The sequence below is a fragment of the Streptomyces sp. LaPpAH-108 genome, from assembly GCF_000373625.1.
GTDB lineage: Bacteria > Actinomycetota > Actinomycetes > Streptomycetales > Streptomycetaceae > Streptomyces.
Genome location: NZ_KB891987.1, coordinates 42,635 through 68,403, shown reverse-complemented (window position 1 = coordinate 68,403; position 25,769 = coordinate 42,635). Strand labels below are relative to the sequence as shown.

At 70.2% G+C, this 25,769-nt stretch carries 19 protein-coding genes; 11 read left to right on the top strand and 8 right to left on the bottom strand.

Going from position 1 to position 25,769, the window contains the following annotated elements:
- Positions 1 to 349: 349 nt before the first annotated feature.
- From B079_RS33480 to B079_RS0100300, 3 genes are all read right to left on the bottom strand, one after another.
- Positions 350 to 3,160, bottom strand: coding sequence for an ATP-binding protein (locus B079_RS33480; RefSeq protein ID WP_078495845.1), 2,811 nt, complete (start codon positions 3,158 to 3,160; stop codon positions 350 to 352).
- Between the two features lie 381 nt (positions 3,161 to 3,541).
- A complete protein-coding gene (locus tag B079_RS0100305) occupies positions 3,542 to 4,189 on the bottom strand; it encodes a response regulator transcription factor (RefSeq protein ID WP_018543775.1) in 648 nt (215 codons plus the stop codon).
- Positions 4,190 to 4,191: 2 nt separating this feature from the next.
- Positions 4,192 to 5,406, bottom strand: a complete 1,215-nt coding sequence (locus B079_RS0100300) for a sensor histidine kinase (RefSeq protein WP_018543774.1) — start codon at positions 5,404 to 5,406, stop codon at positions 4,192 to 4,194.
- A gap of 168 nt (positions 5,407 to 5,574) precedes the next feature.
- Between B079_RS0100300 and B079_RS0100295 the strand changes: the two genes are divergently transcribed.
- The 7 genes from B079_RS0100295 (at position 5,575) to fxsT (ending at position 16,692) form a co-directional block, all read left to right on the top strand.
- A complete protein-coding gene (locus B079_RS0100295) occupies positions 5,575 to 6,099 on the top strand; it encodes a YceI family protein (protein WP_018543773.1) in 525 nt (174 codons plus the stop codon).
- The gene (locus B079_RS0100290) at positions 6,096 to 7,025 is read left to right on the top strand and encodes an ABC transporter ATP-binding protein (protein ID WP_018543772.1); all 930 of its coding nucleotides are present in this window, start codon (positions 6,096 to 6,098) and stop codon (positions 7,023 to 7,025) included. Before B079_RS0100295 ends, B079_RS0100290 begins: the two co-directional genes overlap by 4 nt.
- Positions 7,022 to 7,804, top strand: a complete 783-nt coding sequence (locus B079_RS0100285) for an ABC transporter permease (RefSeq protein WP_018543771.1) — start codon at positions 7,022 to 7,024, stop codon at positions 7,802 to 7,804. The genes B079_RS0100290 and B079_RS0100285 overlap by 4 nt, the downstream gene beginning before the upstream one ends.
- A 643-nt stretch (positions 7,805 to 8,447) precedes the next feature.
- A complete protein-coding gene (locus B079_RS31080; RefSeq protein WP_018543770.1) occupies positions 8,448 to 9,275 on the top strand; it encodes an effector-associated domain 2-containing protein in 828 nt (275 codons plus the stop codon).
- Positions 9,272 to 10,852 carry an effector-associated domain 2-containing protein gene (locus B079_RS31075; protein WP_158684929.1) on the top strand — a complete coding sequence of 527 codons (1,581 nt, stop codon included), beginning with the start codon at positions 9,272 to 9,274 and terminating at the stop codon, positions 10,850 to 10,852. The genes B079_RS31080 and B079_RS31075 overlap by 4 nt, the downstream gene beginning before the upstream one ends.
- A 90-nt stretch (positions 10,853 to 10,942) precedes the next feature.
- Positions 10,943 to 12,082 carry an AAA family ATPase gene (locus tag B079_RS0100270; protein ID WP_018543768.1) on the top strand — a complete coding sequence of 380 codons (1,140 nt, stop codon included), beginning with the start codon at positions 10,943 to 10,945 and terminating at the stop codon, positions 12,080 to 12,082.
- Positions 12,079 to 16,692, top strand: coding sequence for an FxSxx-COOH system tetratricopeptide repeat protein (fxsT, locus tag B079_RS0100265; RefSeq protein ID WP_018543767.1), 4,614 nt, complete (start codon positions 12,079 to 12,081; stop codon positions 16,690 to 16,692). Before B079_RS0100270 ends, fxsT begins: the two co-directional genes overlap by 4 nt.
- On the opposite strand, the gene B079_RS0100260 is transcribed toward fxsT, so the two are convergent.
- Entirely contained in the window at positions 16,689 to 18,581 is a 1,893-nt protein-coding gene (locus B079_RS0100260) for an aKG-HExxH-type peptide beta-hydroxylase (protein ID WP_158684928.1), read from the bottom strand. The two genes, fxsT and B079_RS0100260, sit on opposite strands and share 4 nt — an antisense overlap.
- Positions 18,578 to 18,793 (bottom strand): hypothetical protein, encoded by a 216-nt coding sequence (locus tag B079_RS0100255; RefSeq protein WP_018543765.1) that lies wholly within the window; start codon positions 18,791 to 18,793, stop codon positions 18,578 to 18,580. The genes B079_RS0100260 and B079_RS0100255 overlap by 4 nt, the downstream gene beginning before the upstream one ends.
- Positions 18,794 to 18,937: 144 nt before the next feature.
- On the opposite strand from B079_RS0100255, the gene B079_RS0100250 reads away from it, so the two are divergent.
- Complete coding sequence (locus tag B079_RS0100250; protein WP_018543764.1) at positions 18,938 to 19,282, top strand: CU044_2847 family protein; 345 nt, start codon at positions 18,938 to 18,940, stop codon at positions 19,280 to 19,282.
- A gap of 37 nt (positions 19,283 to 19,319) precedes the next feature.
- Here B079_RS0100250 and B079_RS33140 read toward each other — a convergent pair whose 3' ends face one another.
- Entirely contained in the window at positions 19,320 to 20,762 is a 1,443-nt protein-coding gene (locus B079_RS33140; RefSeq protein ID WP_158684927.1) for a fascin domain-containing protein, read from the bottom strand.
- A gap of 294 nt (positions 20,763 to 21,056) precedes the next feature.
- Here B079_RS33140 and B079_RS0100240 point away from each other — a divergent pair, with 294 nt between their 5' ends.
- Positions 21,057 to 21,956, top strand: a complete 900-nt coding sequence (locus B079_RS0100240; RefSeq protein WP_018543762.1) for a YhjD/YihY/BrkB family envelope integrity protein — start codon at positions 21,057 to 21,059, stop codon at positions 21,954 to 21,956.
- On the opposite strand, the gene B079_RS31065 is transcribed toward B079_RS0100240, so the two are convergent.
- A complete protein-coding gene (locus tag B079_RS31065) occupies positions 21,931 to 23,268 on the bottom strand; it encodes a hypothetical protein (RefSeq protein ID WP_018543761.1) in 1,338 nt (445 codons plus the stop codon). The two genes, B079_RS0100240 and B079_RS31065, sit on opposite strands and share 26 nt — an antisense overlap.
- A 202-nt stretch (positions 23,269 to 23,470) precedes the next feature.
- On the opposite strand from B079_RS31065, the gene B079_RS0100230 reads away from it, so the two are divergent.
- Positions 23,471 to 23,956 (top strand): hypothetical protein, encoded by a 486-nt coding sequence (locus B079_RS0100230; RefSeq protein ID WP_018543760.1) that lies wholly within the window; start codon positions 23,471 to 23,473, stop codon positions 23,954 to 23,956.
- Between the two features lie 27 nt (positions 23,957 to 23,983).
- Here the strand turns inward: B079_RS0100230 and B079_RS0100225 are convergent, their stop codons facing one another.
- The gene (locus B079_RS0100225; protein WP_018543759.1) at positions 23,984 to 24,994 is read right to left on the bottom strand and encodes a MerR family transcriptional regulator; all 1,011 of its coding nucleotides are present in this window, start codon (positions 24,992 to 24,994) and stop codon (positions 23,984 to 23,986) included.
- Between the two features lie 239 nt (positions 24,995 to 25,233).
- On the opposite strand from B079_RS0100225, the gene B079_RS0100220 reads away from it, so the two are divergent.
- Positions 25,234 to 25,530, top strand: a complete 297-nt coding sequence (locus tag B079_RS0100220) for a hypothetical protein (protein ID WP_018543758.1) — start codon at positions 25,234 to 25,236, stop codon at positions 25,528 to 25,530.
- Positions 25,531 to 25,769 lie beyond the last annotated feature (239 nt).

Genomic DNA, 25,769 nt, shown 5'->3' with positions numbered 1-25,769 from the left:
AGGCGGTCCAACGCCGACTCGCCTCCGGGTCGGCTGAAATCACGCAGCAACTCGTTTGCACGCGTCCTAGGAATCCGGAGGATCAACGGCCCGGACTACGGTGCCCGATGCTGCCTGCTGTGAGGTCAGCACTGAGTTGGGATGGGTAATGGCGGGAGTCGAGTACGTGGTAGCACAGGCGTGCAGTATAGGCTGCGGCCTCGATGATCGCACGATTCGCCTCGAGTAGCAGACCGCCCCTATTTTCTTTGACTTAGACAATAAGCATGGGGGTGGGTCGAAGAATATAATGCATCAAGCGCAAGCGCGATGCACAAGTTGCTGCATGCCCGATACCAGCGCTACGCAGTTACTCCTCAGAGACTCCCTCCAAGGGAAGAAATGTTACAGAATCCTCGTAACCGAGTTCTCGACGAAGCCAGAAGCTAGTAACCGCCGAGCCTGTAATTCTGTCCACATCGAGCGAATGAGGGGCTTCTCTGAGATCTTCAGCGAAATGTGAATTAAAATCTTCTGCACGAGAATCGATGCTTTCGCATTCGATTACTTTCACTTTGATAGTGTCATGAGCCGCGCCGGGGGTTGGAAACCTAAGATAGACAGCCCTTGAATTCCCCCAACTGAAATATTTTCCTTCCTCGCCGTGAATGTAGATCACCAGAAGGGTTTTTCTGGGCATTAGGCTCACGTCACCATACTGACTCAAGACAGCACATAGCGCTTGAGCATCATGGTACGTATCCCGCAGCGAGGCACTCAAGGCAGCTTGAAGCGCAGAGCTCGACGTACTGACATTAAGGAATGGCTGACTCTTATTGAACTGGCGTGCTTTACTTGACAGTGCATCAAGGATATTTTTTGGTTCATAACGAGTTGCGCCTGCCGTACTGAACGTTATTCTTCCTACCTTCTCCCCAATTCCAAGATTGAGCATCTTCCTCAGATCAGCCCATCTGTACGGCCCCGCAAATCTGTAATCATCTGGAACCAATCCATCTAGCTTCTTAACACCGTCGCCACCACCGGTAACTTCAACGACCACGGCGTCTCGCCCTTTTTCCAAAACGAAATAGCTAGTCGTTTCTTCAAGGTCTAGTACCGCCCTTTCGATGCCGCTACAGCTAGCGCGCACATACCGCAAAAGGGCGGCTTTCTTACTCACCTCCTTCATGAAAGAAGATTCGGGATGAGGCGTGAACTTGATTCTTTCAAGGGCGTTCGTGAAACGCCTGTCTCGGATCCTTACCGTCGGCAACTGAAATAGTTGATCAATATCGACACTTACGCCCCAATGCCGACCAGCTGCACCCCGGAGATCTGCGAAACTACGCGCGGCTGTCTCGGCATCAGAGAAAGTCGAATAAGCATAGAACGGTTGCTGTTCGATCGAACCTCGCAGGAAAACGGAATGCACGCTACGGCCAGAGGACTGTTGCTGTGCTTGAATCTTATGAGCCTTGACCCCATCCTCAACGACTTTCCTCAATCGCGGATATCCGATCCCGTAAGAGCACGTCACGAAGTCGAGCAGGCGCGGGGAGAAGGCGGTTCCGAAAATTGTCGAAGCGATCGCAGGAATTGGGAAACGGGGGAGTTCTACCCCCGCCCTGCCAAGAGCTAGTATGAATGCGAGCCTGCTAAGACGAGGAATCAAGACAGATGCATTATCATCTGCGGAAACAAAGACGATTTCTGCCGAATTAAGGTTCTCTAGCGCGCTGAGAGCGTCAACCTCAGCCATGAATACAAGTCGGCAGTAGTCAAATACCGAGTCACCAAGTGCTGTCGGTATTTCCGGGTTAGGGCTCCGATTATCAACTTCGGCGATTTCTAGAAGAGCGCTAAGTAGCGCCACCTCGTCAAGCGTTGCGTCTACGATATGCCGGGCTCGCGGATCATTTCTCACCTCGCTACTATCAGAGGCCACGAGCGCAAGATTGATGAGCAACTCGGGGTTGCGTGTTTCCTCGAAAGAATCCGCAATAAAGGAGACCGCTCGATCTGCTACTTCCCTCCGAAACGCTGAAGAAAGGCTCTCCCAGATACAACGTCGGCGTAGTTCGTGAAACCAGGGGATACCGTCGGCGCTCGTTGTGAAAATCCTAGCGCGCTCAAGTCGGGCTTCCACGCCTTCCCATCGAGCTAGGGTCATCCCCTCACCCAGAATATCCGTAATATGCTCTCGTTGCGGCGGATCAATGAAAGCCGACAATCGACGCGCTGCAGACGCAGCCTCAGGATCTAGATCGTTCAGACCGTCGATTGTGCTCGCGCGGAAGTTTTCATTGGGCGAGATGTTGCCGAGCCTACGATTTGCCTTAACCTGACTGATTGCATCATCCACAAATAGAGGGTAGCCGTTAGTGGAACGATGGATACGCTTGTGAAGTGCTTCAGGGATATTCTGCGTTTGGCACCAAAATTGCACTACTTCCTCGCCGAGTCCACGCAAAGGAGCCTCAACGATGCCTGCAGAAACCATCAGCCGAATCCTGCGTCGGTGATCATCTTTAGAGTCCATGTGCTCCAGACGCAGGACTACCCTTTCAGGCAACATAGACGGGAGGTCTGCCAGCTGCCGCAAATCCTCGTCTGAGAGGTTTTGAGCATTCTCGAAGAAAAGGTACAGAGGTGATGCCTCGCTCGCCGAAGCGACCTCGTCGGCGATATCGACTAGGGCTTGCAGGGCGTCAGCGTCAACCTGAGTATGCAACCTTTCGAGCATCGACTCGCTATTGTCTGCCGAGATGTCGGCAAAGAACTCACCCATTGCTTGCCCTGTATCGCTACCTACTCGCTCCTTGACGACATTGAGAAGCTCTTTAGCTACAGCTAGTGCAAAGTCTTTCCGTCGAGGTCCGATGACGGCGCGGGCTCGATTCGCGACCTTTTGAGCGAACTGGGTTGCGGACTTCTGCTCGCGGATCAATTGAGTAGCAATAAGCATCAACTGATTGAAGATCGACACTTGCAGGCCGCCGGTCCGGTGGGGCAATCGAGTGATATTTACAGACGCAAGATGGCTCTCTTGTACCGAGTCTCGGCAGGCTGAAAGGACGGTACTCTTCCCGACACCACTGTCTCCGGTGACCACGACCACTGGGATGCTGGGGTCGATTAGCGTTCGGATAGGCTTTTCCCGGCCGTACAGCACGCGCATTCGATCGATCGCTCCTGAAGTTAGGCCGGGTTGATGAGAAGCAAGGCTAGTACCAATACAAGCCCTAAGCCAGGGGCGATCGCTGAGGTTGCTTCACGCCCGGGAAGAGGGCTGGGCCGTTCCAGGTTCCGGGAGCGCGCAGATCGTCGGCACGCAGCGGGAGCTAGTGGGGCAGCAGCACAGGTCACGAGACCAGCGATCATCAGGGCCGGTAAGAACTACAGAGACAAGTTTCCCCAGCTCCACGCCCATTCGCCAAGAAACACCAGGTCAACCTGCCGCCCTCAATCGCTGCACGAAGGGCGACGCTCCTCCCACTGCATCCACGAAGCCGGGCATCAGCCCTACTGCCTGGTCTGGCCCTGACGGTCGGTCGGTAGGTCAGTCCGTCAGGCCCGCGTCATGCGCCAGCAACCCCGCCTGGGTCCGGTTCGTGCAGTCCAGTTTTTCCAGGGTGCGGGAGACGTAGCCCTTGATCGTGGCTTCGGAGAGGTGGAGCCGGGTGGCGATGTGGGCGTTGGAGAGGCCCTCGCCGAGGCCGGTGAGGACCTGGAGTTCGCGTTCGGTCAGGGTGGCGACCAGGTCGCGGGCGCGGTCGTGGGCGGAGAGGCGGTCGGTGGAGGCGGCCACCAGGCGGCGGGCGGCCGAGGGGGACAGGACGGTGTGGCCCTGGGCGGCGGTCCGTACGAGGCCGATCAGCTCCTCGGGCGGGGTGGACTTCACCAGGAAGCCGGTCGCTCCGGCGCGCAGCGCGCGCAGGACGTACTGGTCGGCGTCGAAGGTGGTCAGGACCAGGGTGTGCGGCGGGTCGGGCAGCCGGCCGAGGTGTTCGATCGCGGTCAGGCCGTCCATGCCGGGCATCCGCAGGTCCATGAGGACGACGTCCGGGCGCCCGCGCCGGACCGCGTCGAGGCCCGCCGCGCCGTCGTGGGCCTCGTCGACGACCTCGATGTCCGGGGCCGAGCCGAGGATGGTCCGCAGGAATCCGCAGACCATGGGCTCGTCGTCCACCACCACGACCCGGATCATGCTCATGCCTCCACTTCGGCGGTCGGGACGAACGCGGGCAGCGTCGCCTCGACACAAAACCCTCCGTCGGAACAGGGTCCGGCACGCAGGGTGCCCCGCACCAGCTCGATGCGCTGCCGCAGGCGCGCGATCCCGAGGCCGGAGCCGGTACCGGCGAGGGCCGCGGCCGGGGCGCCGGTGGGCGCGGTGTTGTGGACGGTGAGCCGTACCCGCGCGCTGTCGTACGCCACGCTCACCCGCACCCTGGCCCCGGGCGCGTGCTTGCGTACGTTGGTCAGGGCCTCGCGCAGCACCCGGTAGGCGGTGCGTCCGACCACCGGGGAGGCCAGCGCCGGGTCGCCCTCCTCGATCAGCTCGGTCGGTATGCCGACCGCCACGGACTCGGCCACCAGCGCGGCGAAGCCCGCCACCGACGGGGTCCGGTCGCCCTCCGGCGCGGCGCGCAGAATGCCGACCAGGTCGCGCAGTTCCTCCAGCGCCTGGCAGCCCGCGGCGCGCAGCTCCTCCGCCGCCCGCCGGGTCTCCTCGTCCGGTGCCGTCACCTTCAGGGCACCCGCCTGGAGCACCATCAGGCTGACCCGGTGGGTGACCACGTCGTGCATCTCCCCGGCGAGCCGGGCGCGTTCGGCGGCGCGGGCCCGCTCGGCGAGCAAGTGCCTTTCCCGCTCGGCGCGTTCGGCCCGCTCCACGAGGGCGCGCAGCAGGCGGCGGCGGGCGTCGAAGTACAGCGCGAGGAGCGGTCCGACCGCCGTGCGCAGCAGCCCGATCGTCAGGGTGGTCAGGGACGGCTCCCAGGGCCGCATGACGACGAGGGTGAGGGCGGCGAGCACGGCGTACGCGGTACGGCGGTTGCGGCTGCCGCACTGCTCGCGCCGGTAGAACAGCGGGCCGTACGCCGCCGGGAGCGTGGCGAAGGGCGCCCAGATGCCGCCGGGATGACGGGGCGTCAGCAGTCCGGCAGGGAAGACCAGCAGCGACACGGCGAGCGTGAACGCGCCGAGTACGGCGACGACGGTCAGCGGGACGGTACGGCGCACGGCGAGCGAGGCGCACGCGAGGGCCTGGGCGCCGAGCAGGGTCCAGGCGAGCGGGCCCGGACGGTCGGGCCACCAGGTGGCCCCGGCCAGGGTGAGGCCGGTGTCGAGCAGGACGAAGACGGCCGCGATCGCCACGTCCACGGCGAGCCGGTGCCGGCAGTGCCATGGTCCCTCGGTCATGCGGGCCACCGTAGGACACCGGGGGCGCGGGGTGGTCCCGGTCGGCGGGATCGGGGACTTCCGGCGGTCGCGGACCCTACGAAAGTCGGGTGCCGTGAACTCCAACGCAGGTCTCCCATAGGACCGTTCGCCCTTCCGCACCGCCCGCCCGCGTCGTGCAATGGGGGCATGGACGCGACAGGCGGCACCACTCCGACGACCCTCCAGACGCCCCACCCGGGCCGCTACACGATCGACCCGGACGGCTCGACGCTCTCCTTCAGGACCACGCACGTCTTCGGACTGCTGCCGGTGCGCGGCACGTTCGCGCTGCGCGGCGGCACCGTCGACGTGGCGGACCCGCTCTCCGGCTCGCGGATCCGCGCGGAGGCCGACGCGGCGAGCTTCCGCACCGGCAACGCGCAGCGGGACACCGCCGTACGGTCGGCGAGGTTCCTGGACACCGGCACGTACCCGCTGATCACGTTCGTCTCCGAGGAGGTGGCGGCGGACTCGGTCTCCGGCACGCTGACCGCGCACGGGGTCTCCCGGCCGGTGCGGCTGTCGGTCGTACGGCTCGACGTGCTCGCGGACGCCTTCACCGTGCGGGCCACCCTCCAGGTCGACCGCACCGAGTTCGGGGTGACCGCCTCGCCGGGGATGGCCGGGCGGCGGCTCGGCCTGACGCTGGAGGTGCGGTGTGTGCGGGGATGAGCGAGGCGGTCGTGGTGGCGGGGCTGCACAAGCGGTACGGGGACGTCCACGCCGTGCGCGGGGTGGACTTCCGCGTGGCGCATGGGGAGATCTTCGCGCTGCTCGGACGGAACGGGGCGGGCAAGACGACCACCATGGAGATCCTGGAGGGCTTCCGGGACCGGGACGCGGGGCGGGCCGAAGTGCTCGGGCTCGATCCGGGGGAGAGGGCGACCGGGCGGGCGCTGCGGGAGCGGATCGGGCTGGTGTTGCAGGACGTGGCGGTCGAGCCGTATCTCACCGTCCGCGAGACCGTCGCCCGCAACGCGGGCTACTACCCCGCGCCGCGCGACACCGACGAGGTGATCGGCCTGGTCGGCCTCGGCGGTCTGGAGAAGCAGAAGGTACGGGCGCTGTCCGGCGGTCAACGGCGGCGCCTGGACCTCGCGTTGGGCGTGATCGGCGACCCCGCGCTGCTCTTCCTGGACGAGCCGACCACCGGGTTCGATCCCAACGCCCGCCGCAACGCCTGGCAGTTGATCCGGGAGCTGCGCGCGACGGGCACCACCATCCTCCTCACCACCCATTACATGGAAGAGGCACAGCAGTTGGCCGACCGGGTGGCGGTGATCGCGGACGGCCGCATCGTGGCCGAGGGCACGCCCGCGACCCTCGGCGGCCGTGACACCGCGACGACCCGCATCCGTTTCGCGCCGCCCGCCGGAACCGCCGTAGCAGACCTGCCCGTTGACGCCGTGATCGGTGAAGACGGCCTGCTCACCGTCGAGTCCACCGAGCCGACCGCGACGCTGCACCTCCTGACCGGCTGGGCCCTGCGCCGCGACACCGTCCTCAACGGCCTGACGGTGGACCGGCCCACCCTGGAAGAGGTCTATCTGCGCCTCACGGCACCCCACGAGGTCACCCCGGAAGAGAGCACCCGATGAGCGTGCCCACCGGACGCGGCCTTCGGCTCCTCCGGCATCAAATCCTTTACGAGCAGCTGTCGTTCTGGCGCAATCCGCAGAGCGCGTTCTTCACGTTCGTCTTCCCGGTCGTGGTGATGGCGGTCTTCGGCGGCCTGTTCGGCGGCATCGGCGCGACCGACTTCTACTACGGCCGCTCCGCGCTCCAGTACTACGTCGCCACCATCGCCGCACTGTCCGTACTCAGCTCCTGCTACAGCCAGTTGGCGATCGTCCTCGCCACCCGCCGCCAGAGCGGAGTACTGAAGCGGGTCCGCGCCACTCCCCTGCCCGCGTCGGTGTACTTCGTCGGACTGCTGGCCCACTGCGTCCTGGTGAGCCTGGTCGACGTCCTGCTCATCACGGCCGTCGGCACCCTGTACGGCGTCCCGCTCCCCGCCCTCTCCCACTGGCCCGCCCTCGTCGCCGCCCTCCTTCTCGGCGCCGCCGCCTTCTGCGCCCTCGGCGTCGCGGTCGCCGCCCTGATCCGCAACGCGGAAGCGGCCCCCGCGGTGGTCCAACTCGTCCTGTTCCCCCTGGTGTTCATCTCCGGCACCTACATGCCCATCCACTCCTCCGCGCTGAACTCCCTCGCCGCCGCCCTCCCGGTGAAACCCTTCAACGACGCCCTCCTGCACGCCTTCGCCTCCGGCTCCGCGAGCTTCCCCTGGGGCGACCTCGGGGTGCTGGCGCTGTGGGGGATCGCGGGGGCGGGGGTGGCGGTACGGCGGTTCCGGTGGGACCAGGGGCGGGGCGAGTGATCCGGCCGCGACGCGGCGCGTGCGCCCCCGGCACGCCGTCTGCGTGTACCGATGATTCGCCGGTGCCGCATCCGGTAAAGCTCCGGGATACGCACAGCCCGTGTGCGGAGCGCGTGCGCTTCGTACGCTGGTTCATTCGTGGGGCCGTCCATCGGCGGTGCCATGCGGGGGAAGGGGCAGGTCAGTGGCGAAGGGGGATGCCGCGGGGGCGGTGGCCTTAGGCAGAGTGCGCGTCCTGTCGCCGCACGGGGCCGTACGGGGCGCGGGCATTCTGATACGACCGGATGTGGTGCTGACCTGCGCGCATGTGGTGACCTCGGCGCTCGGGCGGGGGGCCGGAGGCTGGGGGCCCGGGGGTCGGGGGCCTGCGGGGCGCGAGCCCGGAGATCGAGGGCCTGGGAGTCAGGGGCCCGGGAGTCGCGAGCCCGGAGATCGGGGGCCTGGGGGTCGGGGGCCCGAGGGTGGGGAGCTCGGAGGTCGGGAACCCGGAAGCGAGGGGCCCGGGGGTCGGAGGCCCGGAGGTGAGGGGCCCGGGGGTCGGAGGCCCGGAGGTGAGGGGCCCAGGGCCGAGGCCGGGGCTGGAGTCGGAGTCGGGGCCAGAGTCGGAGCCGGGATCGCACCCGAGGGGGTCGTCCTGATCGACGTGCCGGGGCTGCCAGGGGGCACGCCCGTCGAGGCCACCGTCGTACCGGACGCCTGGTTCCCCGGCCCGCTGGCCGGGGGATCCGGCGGCGACCTCGCCGTCCTGCGCCTATCCGGGGCGCCGCCCGGCGATACGGCGGTGGCGCGGATCGGACCCTGCGGCGAACCGGACCGGCGCGAGGTCCGGTTGTACGGCCATCCCACGGGCGCGCCCGACGGACTGTGGGCCCGGGCCCGGCTGGTCGGCCGGGGCGGCCCGCACCGCGACTGGGTCCAGCTGGAGGGCATCGGCATCGGCGGCCCCCGCGTCGGCCCCGGGTTCAGCGGCGCGGGGGTGTGGGACACGGCCACCGACCGGATCGTGGGAATGGTCACCGCCGCGTACACCGATCAACAGGCCCGGGCGGCATGGATGCTTCCCCTGGAGGCGGCGGCACGGGAGTGGCCGGAACTGGGCGGGACGGAAGCGTTCACGGAAGCGGTGTCACGGCCAAGGCCGGAATCACCCCCCGCGCCCCCGCCACCCCCCTCCGACCGCGACCAGTTCGCCCTCGCCGACGCTCTCCTGAACGTCCCCCCGGTCGAGGACGACGGTGGTGCCGCGTTGCGGGGGCTGTTGCCGCCCCGTATCCGTCGTGCCGTACGGACGCACCCGCGCCCCCGGCTTCAGGTGTTCTTCCTCGTCCAGGCGTGCGCCGAGCATCCGGACGGGCGGCGCGCCCTGGTCGACGCCGTACGGCTGCTCGACGGTGAGTCCCGGGCCGGGCGGGCCGCGCTGGACCTTCTGGAGAGGCTGTGGCCGGCGCTCCCGGGAGGCGCATCCTCGTGACGCTCGCTCCGGAGTCCTGGGGTCCGCCCAAGGTGCTGCTCGACGCGCTGGACGCCGTCCCGTGCTTCGAGGAACCGGTGCTGCTGCACGAGTGCGCGCGTCAGGTGGGGCGGGCGCTGCGGATCAGGATCGTGCTGCCCGACACCAGCCGCCGCCGTATCGCCCTGATGTTCCTGCTCCGCGAGGTGATGGCCCACCCGGACGGGCTGCGGGTGCTGGGCGGTGTGGTCTCGATGCTGGAGGGCGAGACCCGCGACATGGCCCGCCTGCGCACGGCCATCGCCCTCGCCGAGGTCCCCCTCTTCCCGGCCCCCACCTGGGAACGCCTGATGACCCTCCTCGGCGGCCTCGAAGTCCTCGACATCGCGGGCGTCTTCCACGAAGCCCTCGGCGACCGCCCCGACCCCCTCCCGGCCCATTGCGCGGAACCGTGGTCCGCGGTGCTGCACGCGGCGACGCTGAACGCCCGGCCGGGGCGGGCGTTGCCTTGTGTGGTGCTGGTGGAGCGGCTGGCGCGGTATGCCGAGGGACGTCAGCGGCAGGAGCTGCTGGACTGGGCGGCGGAGCACCGGCAGCTGCCGGAGGCGTATCCCGGCGGCACGGTGCTCGACCACGGCAGCGCCGCGCGCCTGCCCACCGCCGCCGGAGGCGAGAGCGGTCGTCCGGCCGACCGGTCCACCGGGGAATCGGCTCCCCCGGTGAGTGCCGTACCGCCCATGTCGTTACCCGGGGTCGACAAGGAGGCCGTCTGGGCCCCCGCCACATGGCTGATGATCAGACTCCGTCCTCTGTTCTATTCCGACCGCGCGCACATGCAGCAGCTCACCTACTGGTACCGCAACGGCAGCAGTCCGGCTCCGTATCCCGTCAAGGGCGGCGATCTGGAGATCGACGTGGCGGATCTCCCCGAACGCGTGAAGTGGCTGGTGCAGGAGGCCGAGACCGGGTGGGCCTATCTGTGCCGGGACGACCTCGCCCTGGAGTTCGTGCTGCCCAGAAGCCTGCTGCATCTGCCGGTCGAGACCTGGGCGAAAGAGGGATTCGGCGGTGCGGAGGCCACCCTGGGCAAGGATCATCCCGTCGTGCTGCGCAGCCTGGAGCGGGTGGAGAGCCGGGCCACCCACGGCCGGTGGGCCAAGCGCTGGGACACGCTGAAGCCCGGCTGCCGGGGCCCGGTCCACTGGTTTCCCGGCGAGCACCCCGACCGGCTGCTCGCGGATCCGCACCCGGTGATGGTCGTCCTGAGCGGACCGCCGGGCAGCCGGGGAACCATGAACTCCGGAACCGACGAGCTGGACGCCTCCCTCCGGGCGGGAGTGCCCATAGTCATCTGGGACCGCCGTGGCGGAATCGACCCCGCCTTCCGGCATGAATTGCTGGAAATTGCCGCCCGCACGGGCGTTCACCGGTTACCTGAAGCGGTCAGGGCGTTGCGTATTGGGGCCGGAGACGGGGATCCTGCTGAGGGTGGCTCCTCTGCGCTCGGTCACCACGCAGCATTGCTCTGGGACGACCCGTACCGCCTGCCGGGCGGACCGGGAGAAGCGGCGGAGTCTTCCGCGCAGGGGGGAGGGTAGGGCGACATGGTTCCAGGAGACGGTGAGGCGGAAAGGACGCGTCCGGCCGGGGAGGCGAACGGGTCGAGCGGCACCGCGCCCCAGGACACGATGAGCCCGGCGGTGCCGGGGCAGCACGGTCCGGACAGCCGGTGGTGGATCTACCGCGGCACGGGAAAGCCTCTTTACGACACCGATCTCGGAACGCTGTTGCCGCCCCCGCCGCCCTGGCGCCGTTTCACCGGCGGTCCCGTCGTCCCGCCACCGCCGCCGGACGACGAGGAGATCGAGCGCAGGCTGGGCCGGGTCGGTACGTCGTCCCACGGCTCCGACCAGCTCAGGCGCGAGGCCGACATGGTGAACGCGGCCCTGCTCCTGCGCCGCCCCCTGCTGGTCACCGGACGTCCCGGCACCGGCAAATCGTCGCTCGCGTACCGCATCAGCCGGGAGTTACGGCTGGGCCGCGTCCTGCGCTGGCACATCACCAGCCGCACCACCCTGCGCAACGGGCTGTACGAGTACGACGCGATCGGCCGGGTCCAGGACGCGGCGGCCCTGCGCGGTACGCGGCACCCCCTCACCGGCGAGGCGAACACGGCGGACACAGCGGGCACGGCGGACGACGAGCGCCTGCCCGGGATCGGCGACTACCTCCAACTGGGCCCGCTGGGCACGGCGTTGCTGCCGTACGACCTCCCCCGTGTGCTGCTCGTCGACGAGCTGGACAAGAGCGACCAGGACCTGGCCAACGACCTGCTGAGCGTGTTCGAGGAAGGCCAGTTCCCGGTCGCCGAGCTGGTACGGGCCCGTCGGCTGCACCCCCGGGTGACCGTCATGACCGACGATCCGGGCCGCAGCGCCGACATCGTCGACGGCGTCGTCACGTGCCGGGCGTTCCCCGTCGTGGTGATCACCTCCAACGGTGAACGGGAGTTCCCGCCCGCCTTCCTGCGCCGCTGTCTGCGCCTGCGGATGCCCGACCCGGACCGCCCGCAGCTCGTCAACATGGTCATGGCCCATCTGCGCCAGGCCGCCTCCGGTTCCTCGGGCTCCGCACGCGCGCAGGGCCTGATCGACCAGTTCCTGCACCACAGCAGGGAGCGGGGCGGCCTCGCGATGGATCAGCTGCTCAACGCTGTGTTCCTGGCGACTTCAGGGCGTTTCTCCGGTGACGAGGAGTCGCTGGAGGAACTCGTGGACGCGTTGTGGCACCGGCTCGACGGAGCGGGGGCGGAATCGAGGGCCGGATGACCGCCGCATCCCCCGAGCCCCTGCCCCCGTCCGTACCGCCGGAGGGGGAGTCCGGGCATGACCGGAACCCGGCCCTGCCCGCCTGGACCGATCTGGCGGACGCGCTCTATCTGGCGGCCTACCGGGACAGCTCCGTACCGCTGTTCGACGTTCCGGGGCGGGCCGCCCTGGAACGCGGCGAGCGGCCCCGCGAGCGTCCCCGGCAGGCGGGGCCCCGGGCCGCCGACCGGGCCTCACCGAGCGAAGCGGACCCCGGCCCACCCCAGGACCAGGACAGCCGCCCCCCGCTCGTGTCCCAGGAGGAGGAGCAGCCGGTCGGCCCCGGTCCTGTGCTCGACGCGCTCCCGGCGGCGGAGCGTCCTCCGTTACGCCCGCTGACCCTCCCCGATGTCCCTGACGTCCCCGCGGACACGGGGACCGGGGCGGGGCACGCCGAATGGCCCGCCTCGCCTCAGCTGGCCGACACCCTCGCGCTCGGCAGGTCACTGCGTCCGCTGCGGCTGACGTACAGCTCGCCGTACGACGAGGAGCTGGACGAGGAGGCGACCGCCGAACGGGTGGCGGCCACCGGGGTGTGGACACCGGTGTGCCGGCCGGTGCGGGAACGCAGGCTGGATCTCGTGCTGCTGCTGGACTCCAGTCCCTCCATGGTCCTGTGGTCGCACACGGCACGGCAGATCGCCGAACTGATGGAGCGCACGGCCGCGTTCCGCACGGTACGGCTGGTGCGCTGGGACGTCGGCGCGGGTACGGCGGCCGGGGTGCGGCCGGACAGCAGGCAGCTCCTGCTGGCCGTCACCGACGGCGGTCACAGCGCCTGGCGCACCGGCCGCGCCGCCTCGGTCCTGCACCGGCTGGGCCGGTCCTCCCCCGTCGCCGTACTGAGCCTGCTCCCGCAGCAGTTGTGGGACCTGACCCTGCCCACGGTCACCGCCGCCCAGTTGCGGGCCCCCGCTGCCACCGCCCCCAACCTGGCGTACGAGACCGATGTGAAGCATGGCGGCCCGGACCCCCTGGACCCGTGGCCGCACCCCGGTCGCGGCAGCGGCCGGGAGACGGCTGTCCCGGTGCCGGTCGTCGAGCTGCGGCCCGTGGCGCTGGGCCGCTGGGCGCGTCTGGTGGCCGGAGCGGGCGCGGGCGAGGGGCATGAACTGGCGACCTTGTGGACAGGCCCTGACGGGGATCTGCGGTCCGCCGCGGTCGGACCCGTGACGACGGAGCTGGCCGACCTCGTGGCCGCGCCCCGAAGCGGTACGCCGGACGACGACCGTGCCCCGGGGTCGTCGTCCGCCGAGCTGCGGGCCAAACGGGCCGCCGCCGTGGTGCGGCGCTTCCGTGCCACGGCCTCGCCCGCCGCCTATGCCCTCGCCCAGCGGCTCGCGGCGGCTCCGCTCAACCTTCCCGTCATGCGGCTGCTCCAGCAGTCACTGCCCCGGGCGCGCCCCTGGAACCTCTCCGAGATCCTGCTGCTGGGCCTGGTGGGGCCCACCGGCGGTACAGCGGATGCCGAGAACGTCCACCACGTGTCCTTCGATTTCGAGGGGGGCGTGCGGGAGGAACTGCTGGCGCTCGGCTCCCGGACGGAGACCGTACGGGCGTTGCGCGAGATCGAGCGTCATCTCGGTCCCCGCCTGGAGGCGCTGTGGGGTGAGGGCGCGGGCGCGCTCGTGGCACCGGAGGGCGATCTCGCGGATCCGCCGATGACCGAGCAGACGCGTCCCTTTGTCGCGCATCTGTACACGGCGCTGTGCTCGGTGTCGGGCCCTTTTCTGGCGCGCGCGAACAGCCTCGGACGACTGCTGCAACGCACCGGCCCCAGGCCGGTCCATCAACTCACTGCCGCCACCGACGGCGCAACCAAACAGATAGATGTACACCCAATGGGGTACTCATCACCCCAGGAAATGCGGTCAAATTTGGACATCACACCTAAAGACACGTTACATTACGAATCCGCATCACCTCAGATCTCCGACATACCGAACGCCCCACCGCCCACGGGGAATTCACCGGCAGCGCGGCCGCCATCCGCCACCGCTTCCCCCGCTCCTTCCCCGCCGCGACAAGGAGGCCACACCGTGTCCGCCGGTTCCCCTGTCGCCCCCAGCCCGCCGAAGCCGTCCGATTCCCCCCGCATCTGGGGGAACGTGCCCCAGCGGAACCGGAATTTCACGGGGCGGGAAACCCTGCTGGAAAGGCTGCGCGAGCGGCTGCGCGGCGGTGTCGCGGCAGTCCTGCCCGAAGCGCTGCACGGCATGGGCGGCGTGGGCAAATCCCAGATCGCCATCGAGTACGTCTACCGGCACAGCCGCGATTACCGGCTCATCTGGTGGATCCCGTCCGAGCAGGAAAGTCAGATCGTCCAGTCGCTGATCGAACTGGGCGAGCGGATCGGCCTGCAGGTGGGTTCCGAAATGAGCGCTGTGCCCGCGGTACTGGACGCCCTCCGCCGCAATGAACCGTACGGCGACTGGCTGCTGGTGTTCGACAACGCCGAAGATCCGAGGACTGTACGCAATTACTTCCCCAGTGCCGGATCGGGCAGCATCATCGTGACATCTCGCAACTCCCATTGGTCCACCAGCGTCAGCTCCCTGGAAGTGGACGTCTTCACCCGTGAGGAGAGCGTGGCCCTGCTGCGGCGCCGCAGTCAGAACCTCCCGGACGAAGCCGTGGACCACCTCGCCTCGGCACTCGGCGACCTCCCGCTCGCGGTCGAACAGGCGGCGGTCTGGCTGGCCGAGACGGGGATGCCGGTGCAGCAGTATCTGGAGGTGTACGAGCGCAACTTCACGGAGCTGATGCAGTCCGATCCGCCCCATGACTACAACCGGTCGGTCGCTGCCGCCTGGAACGTGTCGCTGGGCCGATTGCGCGAGACACGTCCGGACGCGCTGCAGCTTCTCCAGGTCTGCGCTTTCTTCGCTCCCGAACCCATCGAATGGGACCTCTTCTCCGCCGTACGGGGTATTTCCGTGCCGCCGGAACTCCAGTCCGCGCTGGACGACCCGGTCAAACTGGGCCGGGCGGTCCGGGAGATCGGGCGCTATGCCCTGGCCCGTATCGACCATCGGCAGAACACGGTGCTGATGCACCGGCTGGTCCAGCGCGTGCTGATCGAGCAGATGAACACCCAGGAACAGGAACAGATGCGGCACGCCGCACACCAGTTGCTGGCGCACGCGGACCCGCGCAATCCACAGCGCTCCGTCTTCTGGCCCCGGTATTCGTCCCTGCTCAGTCATCTGCGGGCGTCCGACGCCGTGAAATGCAAGGACGGCTGGACCCGGCGGCTCGTGCTGAACGAGGTGCGGTTCCTGCGGGCGCGGGGCGACCACGCCACGGCTCTGGGTCTGGGTGAGGAAGCCGCGGCGATCTGGCGCACGGACCTGGGCGAGGATCACGAGGAGGTCCTGGCCGTCGACCAGCAGGTCGCGGAGGCCCTGCGCGAGCGGGGGACGCGGGACGACCTCCAGCAGGCCTACGAGATGCAGGCCGGGCTGGTGGACCGCTACCGCCAGGTCCTGGGCGAGGGACACGAGGACACGCTGCGGGCGCAGAGCTATCTGGCCATCCATCACCGCAACCGAGGGCATTTCGACGAGGCCCGGGAGATGGACCAGCAGGTCTTCGAGGCCAGCACACGGGAGTTCGGCAGGGACGACCCGGCGACCCTGCTCGCCGCGCACAACTACGCGGTGAGCCTGCGCCTGGCCGGTAAATCGGAACAGGCCCTCGCGCTGGACAACGACACCTGGGAGCGCAGGATCGAGGTCCTGGGCGAGGACCACATCCAGACCCTGGGCACACGCGAGGCCTATCTGCTCGACCTCCAGGAGGTCGGCCGTTACGAGGAAGCCAATGACGGCTACGCGGAGCTGGCCAACGAGGTCACCAGCAGGTTCGGGGAACAGCACCCGTTCGTCGCGCTGGTGAACCGCAACCGGTGTGTGACGCTGCGCAAGATGGGCGACCACGAGAGCGCGTACGCGTTGTCGAGCAAGTATCTGGAGCTGATCGCCGTCCTCCTGGGCACCGACAGCCGTCACTATCTGCTGATCGCGGCCAGCCATGCCAACGACCTGCGCCAGATCGGCAAGCTTCAGGAGTCCCGTGCCCTGAGCGAACAAGTGCTGGAGAAACACCGCGAGCGGTACGGCCAGGACCATCCCCACAGCTATGCCATCGCCATGAACCTGGCGGTGACCTTGCGACTGCTGGGGCAGACCGAGGCCGCGCTGGAACTCGACCAGGAGTCGGACGACGGCCTGACCCGGGTGCTCGGTGCGGATCACCCCCGCACTCTGCTGGCCCGTATGAATCTGGCCAGCGACCACTTCGCCCTCGGCCGCATCGACGAGGCCCATGCCATCGACGAGGCGCTGAAGGAGGAGTCGGCACGGCTGCGGGTCGACCACCCGGCGAACCTCGCCGTCGAACTCAACCTGAGCCACGACCTCAAGGCACTGCGCAGGACAGCGGAGAGCGACGAGCTGTACGACCGGGCCCTGGACCGGTACCGGCTGGTGCTGGGCCCCTCCCACCCCGCGACCCTCGACGCCGAGCGGGGACTGCGGGCCAACGGCGACATCGACCTGCTCTCGCTCTAGTCTCCGGTGCCCGCTCCTGCCAGCCATGCGGCGAGGTCGGCAGGGGCGGGGAGCGGGCCTCCGGCCGCCCGGAGGGCCCGGCGGAGACCGGTCACCGCCTCCGGGCGGCCCAGCAGCAGGGCGTCGCCCGGTCCCCGTTCCCGGGCGGGTGCCGGAGCCGCCAGCGCGGCGCCGATCCATGCCTCGAAGTCCTCCGGGTCGCGCGCGGTCCACTCCGCGAACCAGTGCGCGGCCTGTTCCGTGTCCCCCGCGACAGCGGCGCACTCGGCGCGCAGCGGCGGCTCCCCGCTGTCGTCGGCCAGCGCGCGTCGGCTGACGAAGTCGGCGGGTGCGGACAGGCGGATCCGGGCCAGTGGTCCGAACGTGTCGGGGCGGATCAGACCGGGCCGCGCGTGGAGCGCGGACGGCGGCAGGGCGGGAGCGGCGGCTCCGGCCGTCCACGCCTTGGCCAGCCGGTCGGCCTCGGCGGCGGGAATCTCCAGGTGCCGGGCGCGCCACACCGCGCGCCGCAGCGCGCAGTAGTGCCGGGCCAGCGCGGCGGGGACGGCCGCGACCTCGTCGTCCTGCCAGGCCGAGACCTGGGCCGCGATCTCCTCGGTGAACAGGCGGCCCGCCTCGGTGAGGTTGTCGTCGGTCAGCAGGGCGGCCACCGCCTCCGCCAGCTGCTCCCGGAGCACGGCGAATTCGAAGTCCGCCCGCTCGGCCTCCGGCCCGGTCGCGTGGCTCCGGTGGGTCCGCCAGAACCGGCCGACCCCCGCGAAGGCGAACACTCCGTGGAGCAGTCCCTTGACCGGTCGGGGGTCACTGCGCCAGGGCGCGTAGTAGCGCCGCTCCTCGCCTGCCCCCTCGGCCCCGTCCTCGGGGACGCGGACCAGGTGCACCATGCTGAGCAGGGCGTTGAGCTGCTGGTGGCGCGCTTCGTGGACGAGGACCGAGGCGGCCTGTGTCACGTCGTGGGGCAGGGAGAGCATGACCGCGCCGAAGGCGTCCAGGGAGGAGGCGCTGGCCACCATGCCTCCCTCGGCCCTGCGGAGCGAGCCCGGCACGAGCGTCCGTACCAGCGCTCCCAGCGCGGCGGCGTCCGCCGGGGACTCACGGCCCAGCAGGGCGTACGCACCGGCGAGACGGGCCTCCCAGGCGGGTAATCGGCGGTCGCCGGAGCGGGCGGGAGATCTGGGGTACCGCGTGAAGTCCCGGTAGGGGCTGACCGTGTCCAGCCAGGGCCCGGCCGGTCGCTCCCCCGGCCGCCCGCCGGGCGCGAGACCGTGCACGGTCCGCAGGGGCCGCCAGTGCGGCGCCGGGTCGGGAAGGCGGCGATCCAGCACGATCCGGCCGTCCTCCCCCTGGACGACGGCTCCCTCCTCGCTCACCCGGATCTCCGCCTCGCTCCAGCGGCGCCGGGCGACCGGGCCCGCCATCCCGGCTCCCGGCAGCCACACCAGGCCGCGGTGGGCGGGCACGCGCAGGACGCAGGGCACCCCGGCGCGCAGGGCCGCCGTCGCCGCCAGCGCGTGGAACTGGCCGAGGTCGGCCCACAGCGGGGCGGCGGACGGCGCACCGGTGACCGCTCCGTTCAGGCGCCGGAGCAGGCGCAGGGCCCACGCCATGACGGTGGGGTCGGCCAGGACGGCCTCCACCGCCTCGGGGGCCTGTTCCTCGGCGGCGCACAGCAGCCGCCAGGCCGTACGGCCCGAGGGGACGCCGCCGCGGTGCCGGGTGCGGCGGGCCGCCTCGTCGCCGCGGTCCAGGAGGGCGCGCAGGATCAGCAGGAGCTGGCTGCGCTGCGCGGAACACAGCAGTGCGAGATCCGTCTCGCTCGCGTCGCCTGCCGCCATGGCGCGCAGCGAGTCGAGGGACACCCGGTGGACGTCCAGGGGCCGAGGGGTCACCGGCCGCACTCGTCCGGATGCCGCCTGCGGACGTACCTCATCTCCTCGCTCTGGCTGTCACCGGCCAGCGTCCCGAAAGCCAAGGTCGCCTTGGCACTCACCTGGCTCAACGCGCGTCGCAACGCGGGATCGTCACTGGAGTGCAGCTCCGCCAAAGAGATCCCCGACAGATCGAGAAGGTCGGAACAGAAGTCCTTCGCAGGGTCTGCCATACCGTGGTTCCCCCTGACATGGTGGTTCGGCGGCTCCGGATGCGCTTCCATGGTGGCCGCAATGCCTCGCCAGTGGAAGACGGCCGCAGGTCATACAGCGTGGGGTCGACAGGCTTGCCTGGTCGGCCACGTGAGGGGGATCGCATGACACACCTACTGCGCTTTCCGGCGCCCGACGGCGACGGCCACCTCATCGTCGAGGTGGCCGACGACGACCCCGCCGTCGTGGAGGTCTCCCGTCTGGGAAACGCCGTGGCCGACGCCACCGCCTCCTTCGAGGACGGCATGGACCGCATCCGGAACGCGGCCGTCTCCGCCCTGCGGCGGCTGCGCGACATGCCGAGCCGTCCGGACGAGGTGGGACTGGAGTTCGGCATACGGTTCAACGCCGAATTCGGCGCCGTCATCGCCAAGTCGGAGGGCGAGGCGCAGCTCAAGGTGACGATGACGTGGCGGCGGGACGGGTCGGCGGAGACTGCGGCGGAGTGAGCGCGGCGTCCGCCGACCGGGGTGTCCCGGCACTCCGTCAGAGCGTGACCGTCGCGTGGATCATGCGGTGGTCCGAGACGGACGGGTCGACGACCTCGCAGGCGTAGGTGGCGCCGGTGGGTCCGAAGAGGTAGTCGATCTTGTTGTCGCCGTCGGTGGGGGCACCGTCGTGGGGCGAGCCGGGGGTGGGCTGACCGCACTCCTGGTGGGAGGCGTACAGGCTCGACAGCAAGTCGACGGAGGCGTGGGTGGTGTTGAGGTCGCCGCCGAGGAAGGGGGTGTAGCCGTGCTCCTGGAGCTTGTCGACGATGCCCTTGAGGGCGTCGGACTGCTCGCGGCGGGATGTGCCGTTGGGGTCGTCACCTGCCTGCTTGCCGTCGACGAAGTACGAGCCGCTGCTGAAGTGCGCGTTGCAGTAGACGGTCCCGGTCTCGGGGACGGTGGCGCACAGGGCGGGGCGCTGTTCCTTCTTGTCGGGCGAGGGCAGGGTGTAGCCGCGGTACCAGGTGTTGGTGTCCTTGACCGCGAGCGCGATGCCGAAGGAGCCCCGGTCCTTGTGGCTGGTGCTGTCGGCGCAGGTCTTCTGGGCCAGGAGACCGGTGTCACTGGTGCCGTCGGTGGCGACGACCTTGTAGTACGTGGGCGCGAACCGTACGTCCCAGCCGCCGCCGAGCCGGGTCTCCAACTCGAGTTCCAGCGGCTTGACCGCCTTCTCGCAGATCTCCTGGAAGAAGATCGCCTCGGGGCGGTGGTTCAGGTAACCGTCCACGGCGGGGGCGACGTTGGCGCCGACCGTGTCGCCGTCGGCGTACTGCAGCTTGCACGCCGCGCTCGGGTTGTTGTTCGCGCACACGTTCCACGAGGCGATGTCGTGCCGCCCGGAGGCGGTCACGGTCGACTGCGGGGGCGCCTCCGTGTCACCGGCACCGGCGACCGGCACGAAGGTGAAGCGCTCCCAACTGCCCACAGAGGAGGAACGGGCGCGCAGCAGACCCTGGTCGCCGCCGGTGTAGTTGAACTCGGCGGTGACATAGAGCCCGTTGGCGGCGGACTTCAGCGCGAACTGGTCGCCGCCCTGCGGGACGACGTAAAAGCGCTCCCAGGAACCGCTGTTGGTGCCCCGGGCACGCAGCATCCCGCTCTGGGCGCCGCTGGTGTCGACCTCCGAGGTGACGTAGAGACCGTTCTCCTCGTTGCGGAGCGAGACGGTCGTGCCGTAGCCGACGCCCGCGACGTTGTCGGTGTGCAGGCTGAAGGTCTCCCAGGAGCCCACGGACGCCGAGCGGGCCCGCAGCTTGCCGTTCTGGTCGCCGGAGTCGTTGACCTCGGCGGAGACGTACACCCCGTTGACCTTCAGCGCCCAGCGCTGACCGGTGGACGACGGCGGCGCCGAGGCGGCGAGCGCGGACGTGGCGGGCAGCGCCACCACGCCGGTGAGGGCGGCCAGCACGGTCGCCAGAAGAAGACACAGTCTTCGCATGATTCCCTTGTCTTGGTGAGTCGTTGACCTAAACGATCTTGACATTAGGCGCAGTACGACTCACGGACAAGGGTGCGTGCGCCCGCTCCGCTCAGGGGTCCGCCGCCGTCGCTGCTGAGCGCCATCTCGTGCTCCCTCGGGCTGCGGACCGCGCGCGGACACGGCACGCGCGCGGACACGGCACTGCCGCTCTCGCCCGGCGCGTGCGCGCCCGATCGGACGCGTACCGCTCGCCGCCCGCGCCGACCGCGCCGTTGACTGGGGGTCCGGGAGCCGTGCGGGTCGGGAGGCGGTATGGCGTGGAAGGCGCGGCTCGCGCGGCTGCGCGCGGAGGCGGAACGGCGCTTCCCCGTCATCACCGCGCTGACCGGGCGGCTGCTCTCCGCCAATCTGCTGGACGCGGCCACCCGGCTGGCCGCGCAGGCGTTCCTCGCGGCCGTACCGCTGCTGTTCGCGTTCGCCGCGTTCGCGCCGGAGAGTGTGCGCGAGCAGCTGCGTGACTCGCTGCGGGCGGTGTTCGGGCTGACCGGCGGCGCCAGTCGGCAGCTGGACCAGGTGCTCGACGAGTCCACCGATCCCGAGCTGCGGGAGACCAGCGGGATCATCGGCCTGGTGGTGGCGCTGCTCTCGGCGACCAGTTTCAGCCGGGCGATGGCGCGGGTGTGCGAGCGGGCGTGGCGGCTGCCGAAAGCCGGTACGCGGATCGCGGCGTGGCGGTGGGTGGTGTGGCTGCTCGTGCTGGTGCTGGTGATCCTCTTCCAGGCGCCGGTGCGTGACGGCTTCGGCGCCGGGCTGTGGCTCGGCACCCCGCTGCTCTTCCTGGTCGGCACCTTCGTGTGGCTGTGGACCCAGCGGCTGCTGCTCGCGGCGCGGGTGCCGTGGCTCGCGCTGCTGCCGGGCGCGCTGCTGGCCTCGGCGGCGTCGACGGCGCTCAGCCTGACCGCGCGGATCTACATGCCGCAGGCCCTCAACCGCTCCCTGCGCGAGTACGGCTCCCTCGGCCTGGTGCTGGCCCTGCTGTCCTGGCTGATCGTGCTCAGCGCGGCGATCACCTTCGCGGTGACGATCGGCGCGGTGCTGGCGCAGGAGCCGCCGCTGAGGCGGTGGCTGGGGGCGGGGCGGATCAAGGGGGACGAGGCCGCGCTCAAGGGGAGCGAGGACAGACAGCTCAAGGACGGCCCGGCGGACCGCTGACCCCGGCCCCCGCGCCCCCGGCTGCCCGGTCCCCCACACCCTCCCGCTCCCCCGCGTCCTCCGCCAGAAAGTCCACCACCGCCAGCGCGAACAGCAGCGCCAGCGCCAGCCCGACCACCACCCACACCGTGGGGTGGGTCCAGAGGACGTACGCGACGACCGCCCCCGCCACCAGCAGCCACTCGATCCAGACCCGGTGCCGGTGCACGAAGGGCCCGACCGGCCCGGTGCGCATCCCGAACCGGTCGGCCTGGCCGCGTACGGCGAGGATGCCCGCGTGCCACAACTGCCGTGCGCCGCGCGCGTACCGGCCGGGTCCGGAGAGCCACGCCGCGAGGGCGACGACCACGCCGAGCGCGATCACGGCCCGTACGGCGGTGCGCAGGAACCGGGTGAGGGTGTCGTAGACGGCCTCGGCGGCGGGCTGGGACACGTCGGCGGGCAGGGCGTCCAGGTAGATCACCCGGAAGACGGTCAGGCCGAGGCCGAGCAGCAGGGCGGTGAAGGCGAAGCCGAGCGCGGCGGCGACGAGCGCCCGGCGGCGCCGTACGGCGGTCAGCACCCCGGCGATCAGCAGGACGGCGGCGAGGACGGGCACCCACAGCCCGGCCAGGTCGAGCAGCCGGAAGTACGTCTTGAGCCTGCCCACCTCCTCCGCCTGGAGCACGGTGAAGCTGGTGTGCACGACGGGGATCTTGCCCGCGAGGCCGAGCCCCGAGTCGACCAGCCGGTCCTTGACCTGCTCGATGACGGGCGCGAGATCGATCTCCACCTTGTCGCCCCGGAGGGTGACCGCGCCGCCCCCGCTGCCGGTGAGCGCCTTGTCCACGCTGGTGTGGATCTGCCGGTTGGCGCCCGTCCAGAAGGTGGCGAACGCGTCGGACGCGACGACCTCCCGCGTCTTGTCGTTGACGAAGCTGCGCACCGCCCCCTGGAGCGAGCCGCCGATGCCGCCGAGCGCCTTCTCGACAAGCGGCCGGTCCTTGGGCGCCACCTTCTCCAGCAGCCCGGGGATGTCGAGGCGGCCCATCAGCGCGTCGGTGACCCGGTTCGCCACGGCGTCCTGCACGGCGGGGTCGCGGGCCAGCGGGGCGACGGTGGCGACGTAGCGGTCGGTGTCGTCCACGAGATCGGCGGTCCAGGCGGCGACGACCCCGAGCGGGGCGAGCAGACAGCCGAGCACGACGAGCACGAAGGCGACGACGGCCCGCCCGGGGTGCCGCCGGGGCCGCCGTCCCTCCAGCGCGGCCACCCGGGCCCGCAACTCGTCCCAGTCCTCCCGGTCCCGCCCCGACGGCTGCTCCTGCGCCATGCCCGCACTCCTCAGCTCCGAGTCCGCCGCGGCCCGGCCGGACGGGCACTTGTGAGCAGCAGATCCCGGGCGGGGGGCGCGTGCCAGCGACGGTGACCCGTTCGGGTGGACCGGTCGCACGGGTGTCCCACACGGCGTGCGGGGCGGGGCGCGCGCCCCTTGACTGGGAGCGGTGATCTTCGGCGAGGTACGGAGGCGGGACATGGCGGGGTACTGGATAAGAGGCACGGCCGGGGCCGTGCTGGCCGTGGCGCTCGGGCTGGCGTCCGCCGGGTGCTCGGACGGGTCGAGCAGCCCGTCCGACAGCGCGAGCAGGGCGGCCTCGGCGGCCTCCTCCCTCGCCTCCCGCGCCTCCGACTCGCTGGCCTCGGCCACGGCGGAGGCCAAGCGGAAGCTGGACCAGGTCAAGGGCGGGGTGAACGCCAAGAGCGACGTGACGCTGGGCGGGATCACCACCGACTCCGACGGCCGGGCCAACGTCGCGGTGACCGCGAACAACACCACCGACTCCCGCAAGTCCTTCGTGGCGCAGGTCAACTTCGACGACAAGAACGGCAATCTGCTGGACACCGTCGTCGTGACCATCGACAACGTCAGCGCGGGCTCCCACCGCCAGGCCACCGCCCGCAGCCACCGCAAACTGACCGGCGACGTCCACGCGACGGTGGCGACGGCACTACGCCACTGAGCCCGGGCACGACAGAGCGCCCGCGGCTCAGCCGCCCGCGCCCTCCGCCCCGCGCTCGCGCAGCCACTCCAGCACCCGCTCCGCGTGCTCACCGGGCGGGAAGACCGGATAGAAGACGTGCTCGACCACCCCGGCGCGGACGATCAGCGTGAGCCGCTTGTACAGCCGCGCCCCCGACGCCTCGAAGGTCGGCAGGTCCAGCGCCCCGGCGAGAGCGAACCCGGGGTCGGAGAGCATCGGGAACGGCAGCCGGAGCCGGTCCACGACCTCGCGCTGATAGCCGGTGTCCTGGCTGGACAGCCCGTACACCCGCGCCGCGCCCGCCGCCCGCAGGTCCTCGAAGTGGTCGCGGAAGCCGCACGACTCCACCGTGCAGCCCCGGGCGCCGGGGATGGCGTTCCAGCCCTCGGGGAGATCCGTGCCGGGACGGCCGGTGAGGGGGTAGACGTAGATCACCGCACGGCCGGGTCCGAGACCGTCGAGCCGGACCGTGCCGCCCGCCGTGTCCGCCAGGGTGAGCGACGGCATCCGGGTGCCGGGGAGGTGATCGGCGGCGCCGTCGTCCGGGGGGACGGGCAGACCGGCGGGCAGGGTGAGGTGGTCGTCGTGCATCGCCTGGGTCTCCTTCGGCGGGGGGTGTGCGTCCGTCGGCAGGGGGCGCGCCGCCGCTTCGAGGCGTGCCAGCAGCACCGCCCTCCTCGCCGTCAACTCCTCGATCCGCACAGCCAGTTCGTCTGCCGCGTCGCGGTAGCCCGCCAGTGACGCCGGGCAGTCGGCGTGGGTACGGCCCGCCGTCAGGCAGTCGAGGAAGGGGCGGGTGCGCTCGGCGGGGATGCCGAGGCGTTTCAGCGCCCGGATCTCCTGGACCAGGCGCAGGTCGACCGCGTCGTAGCTGCGGTAGCCGTTCGGGCGGCGGGACGGGGTGACCAGCCCGAGGGACTCGTAGTAGCGGACCGCCTTGACCGTGGTCCCGGCGCGCCGGGCCAGCTCCCCGATCCGCATCCCGTCCACCTCGTTCTCGTCCCCCGCACCGCTCATGTCACGGCACGCTAAACCCTGCCCCCGGGGGCAGGGTCAAGGGCGCCCGGGGGGGCGTAAGGCGGGGCGCTCCGTACGGGGCGCCCCGCGCGCCCCGTACGAAGGTGTCCGCGATCTCGGTCATCATGGAAAGGCCGCGCTACCGGCTCCGGCCGGGTGCCGCGGGCGTCACCCCGACCCGTGACGCACCTCGGCCGGTGTGCGCGGCACCGGAGTCCATCCAGTCCACCAGGGGAGACATGCAGGAGACGCGACCGGACACGGGACCGGCGGTGCCGGGTACGGCGGCGGGCATCGACCTGCGCGACCTCACCCCCACGCTGACCCTGCTGATCATCAGCCTCGTCGTCGCCGCCGTCGGGGTGTACGAGCTGTGCGGCTTCGGCTTGCACAGCCTCGACCGGCGCCCCCACCTCTTCAGCGACGGCCTGGCGACCGGCGGCGTGATCGTCGCGGCGGTCGCGGCCGGAGCGGCGGCGGGCAACCTGGCCTGGACCCTCGCCACGTCCCGCCGGGACGGCCCCGACGAAGGCTGACGAAGCCCCACGGGACACCCTCGGCGGGGACCGGCCGGGCCTCACGGGGCACCCCCGGCGGAGACCGGCCGGGCCTCACGGGGCACCCCTAGCGGGAACCGACCAGGCCCCGCAGGACTCCCCGGCGGAGACCAGCCAGGCCCCACGGGGGCACCCCCGGCGGGAACCGGCCACGCCCCGCAGGACTCCCCGGCGGAGACCAGCCAGGCCCCACGAAACACCCCCGGCGGAGACCGGCC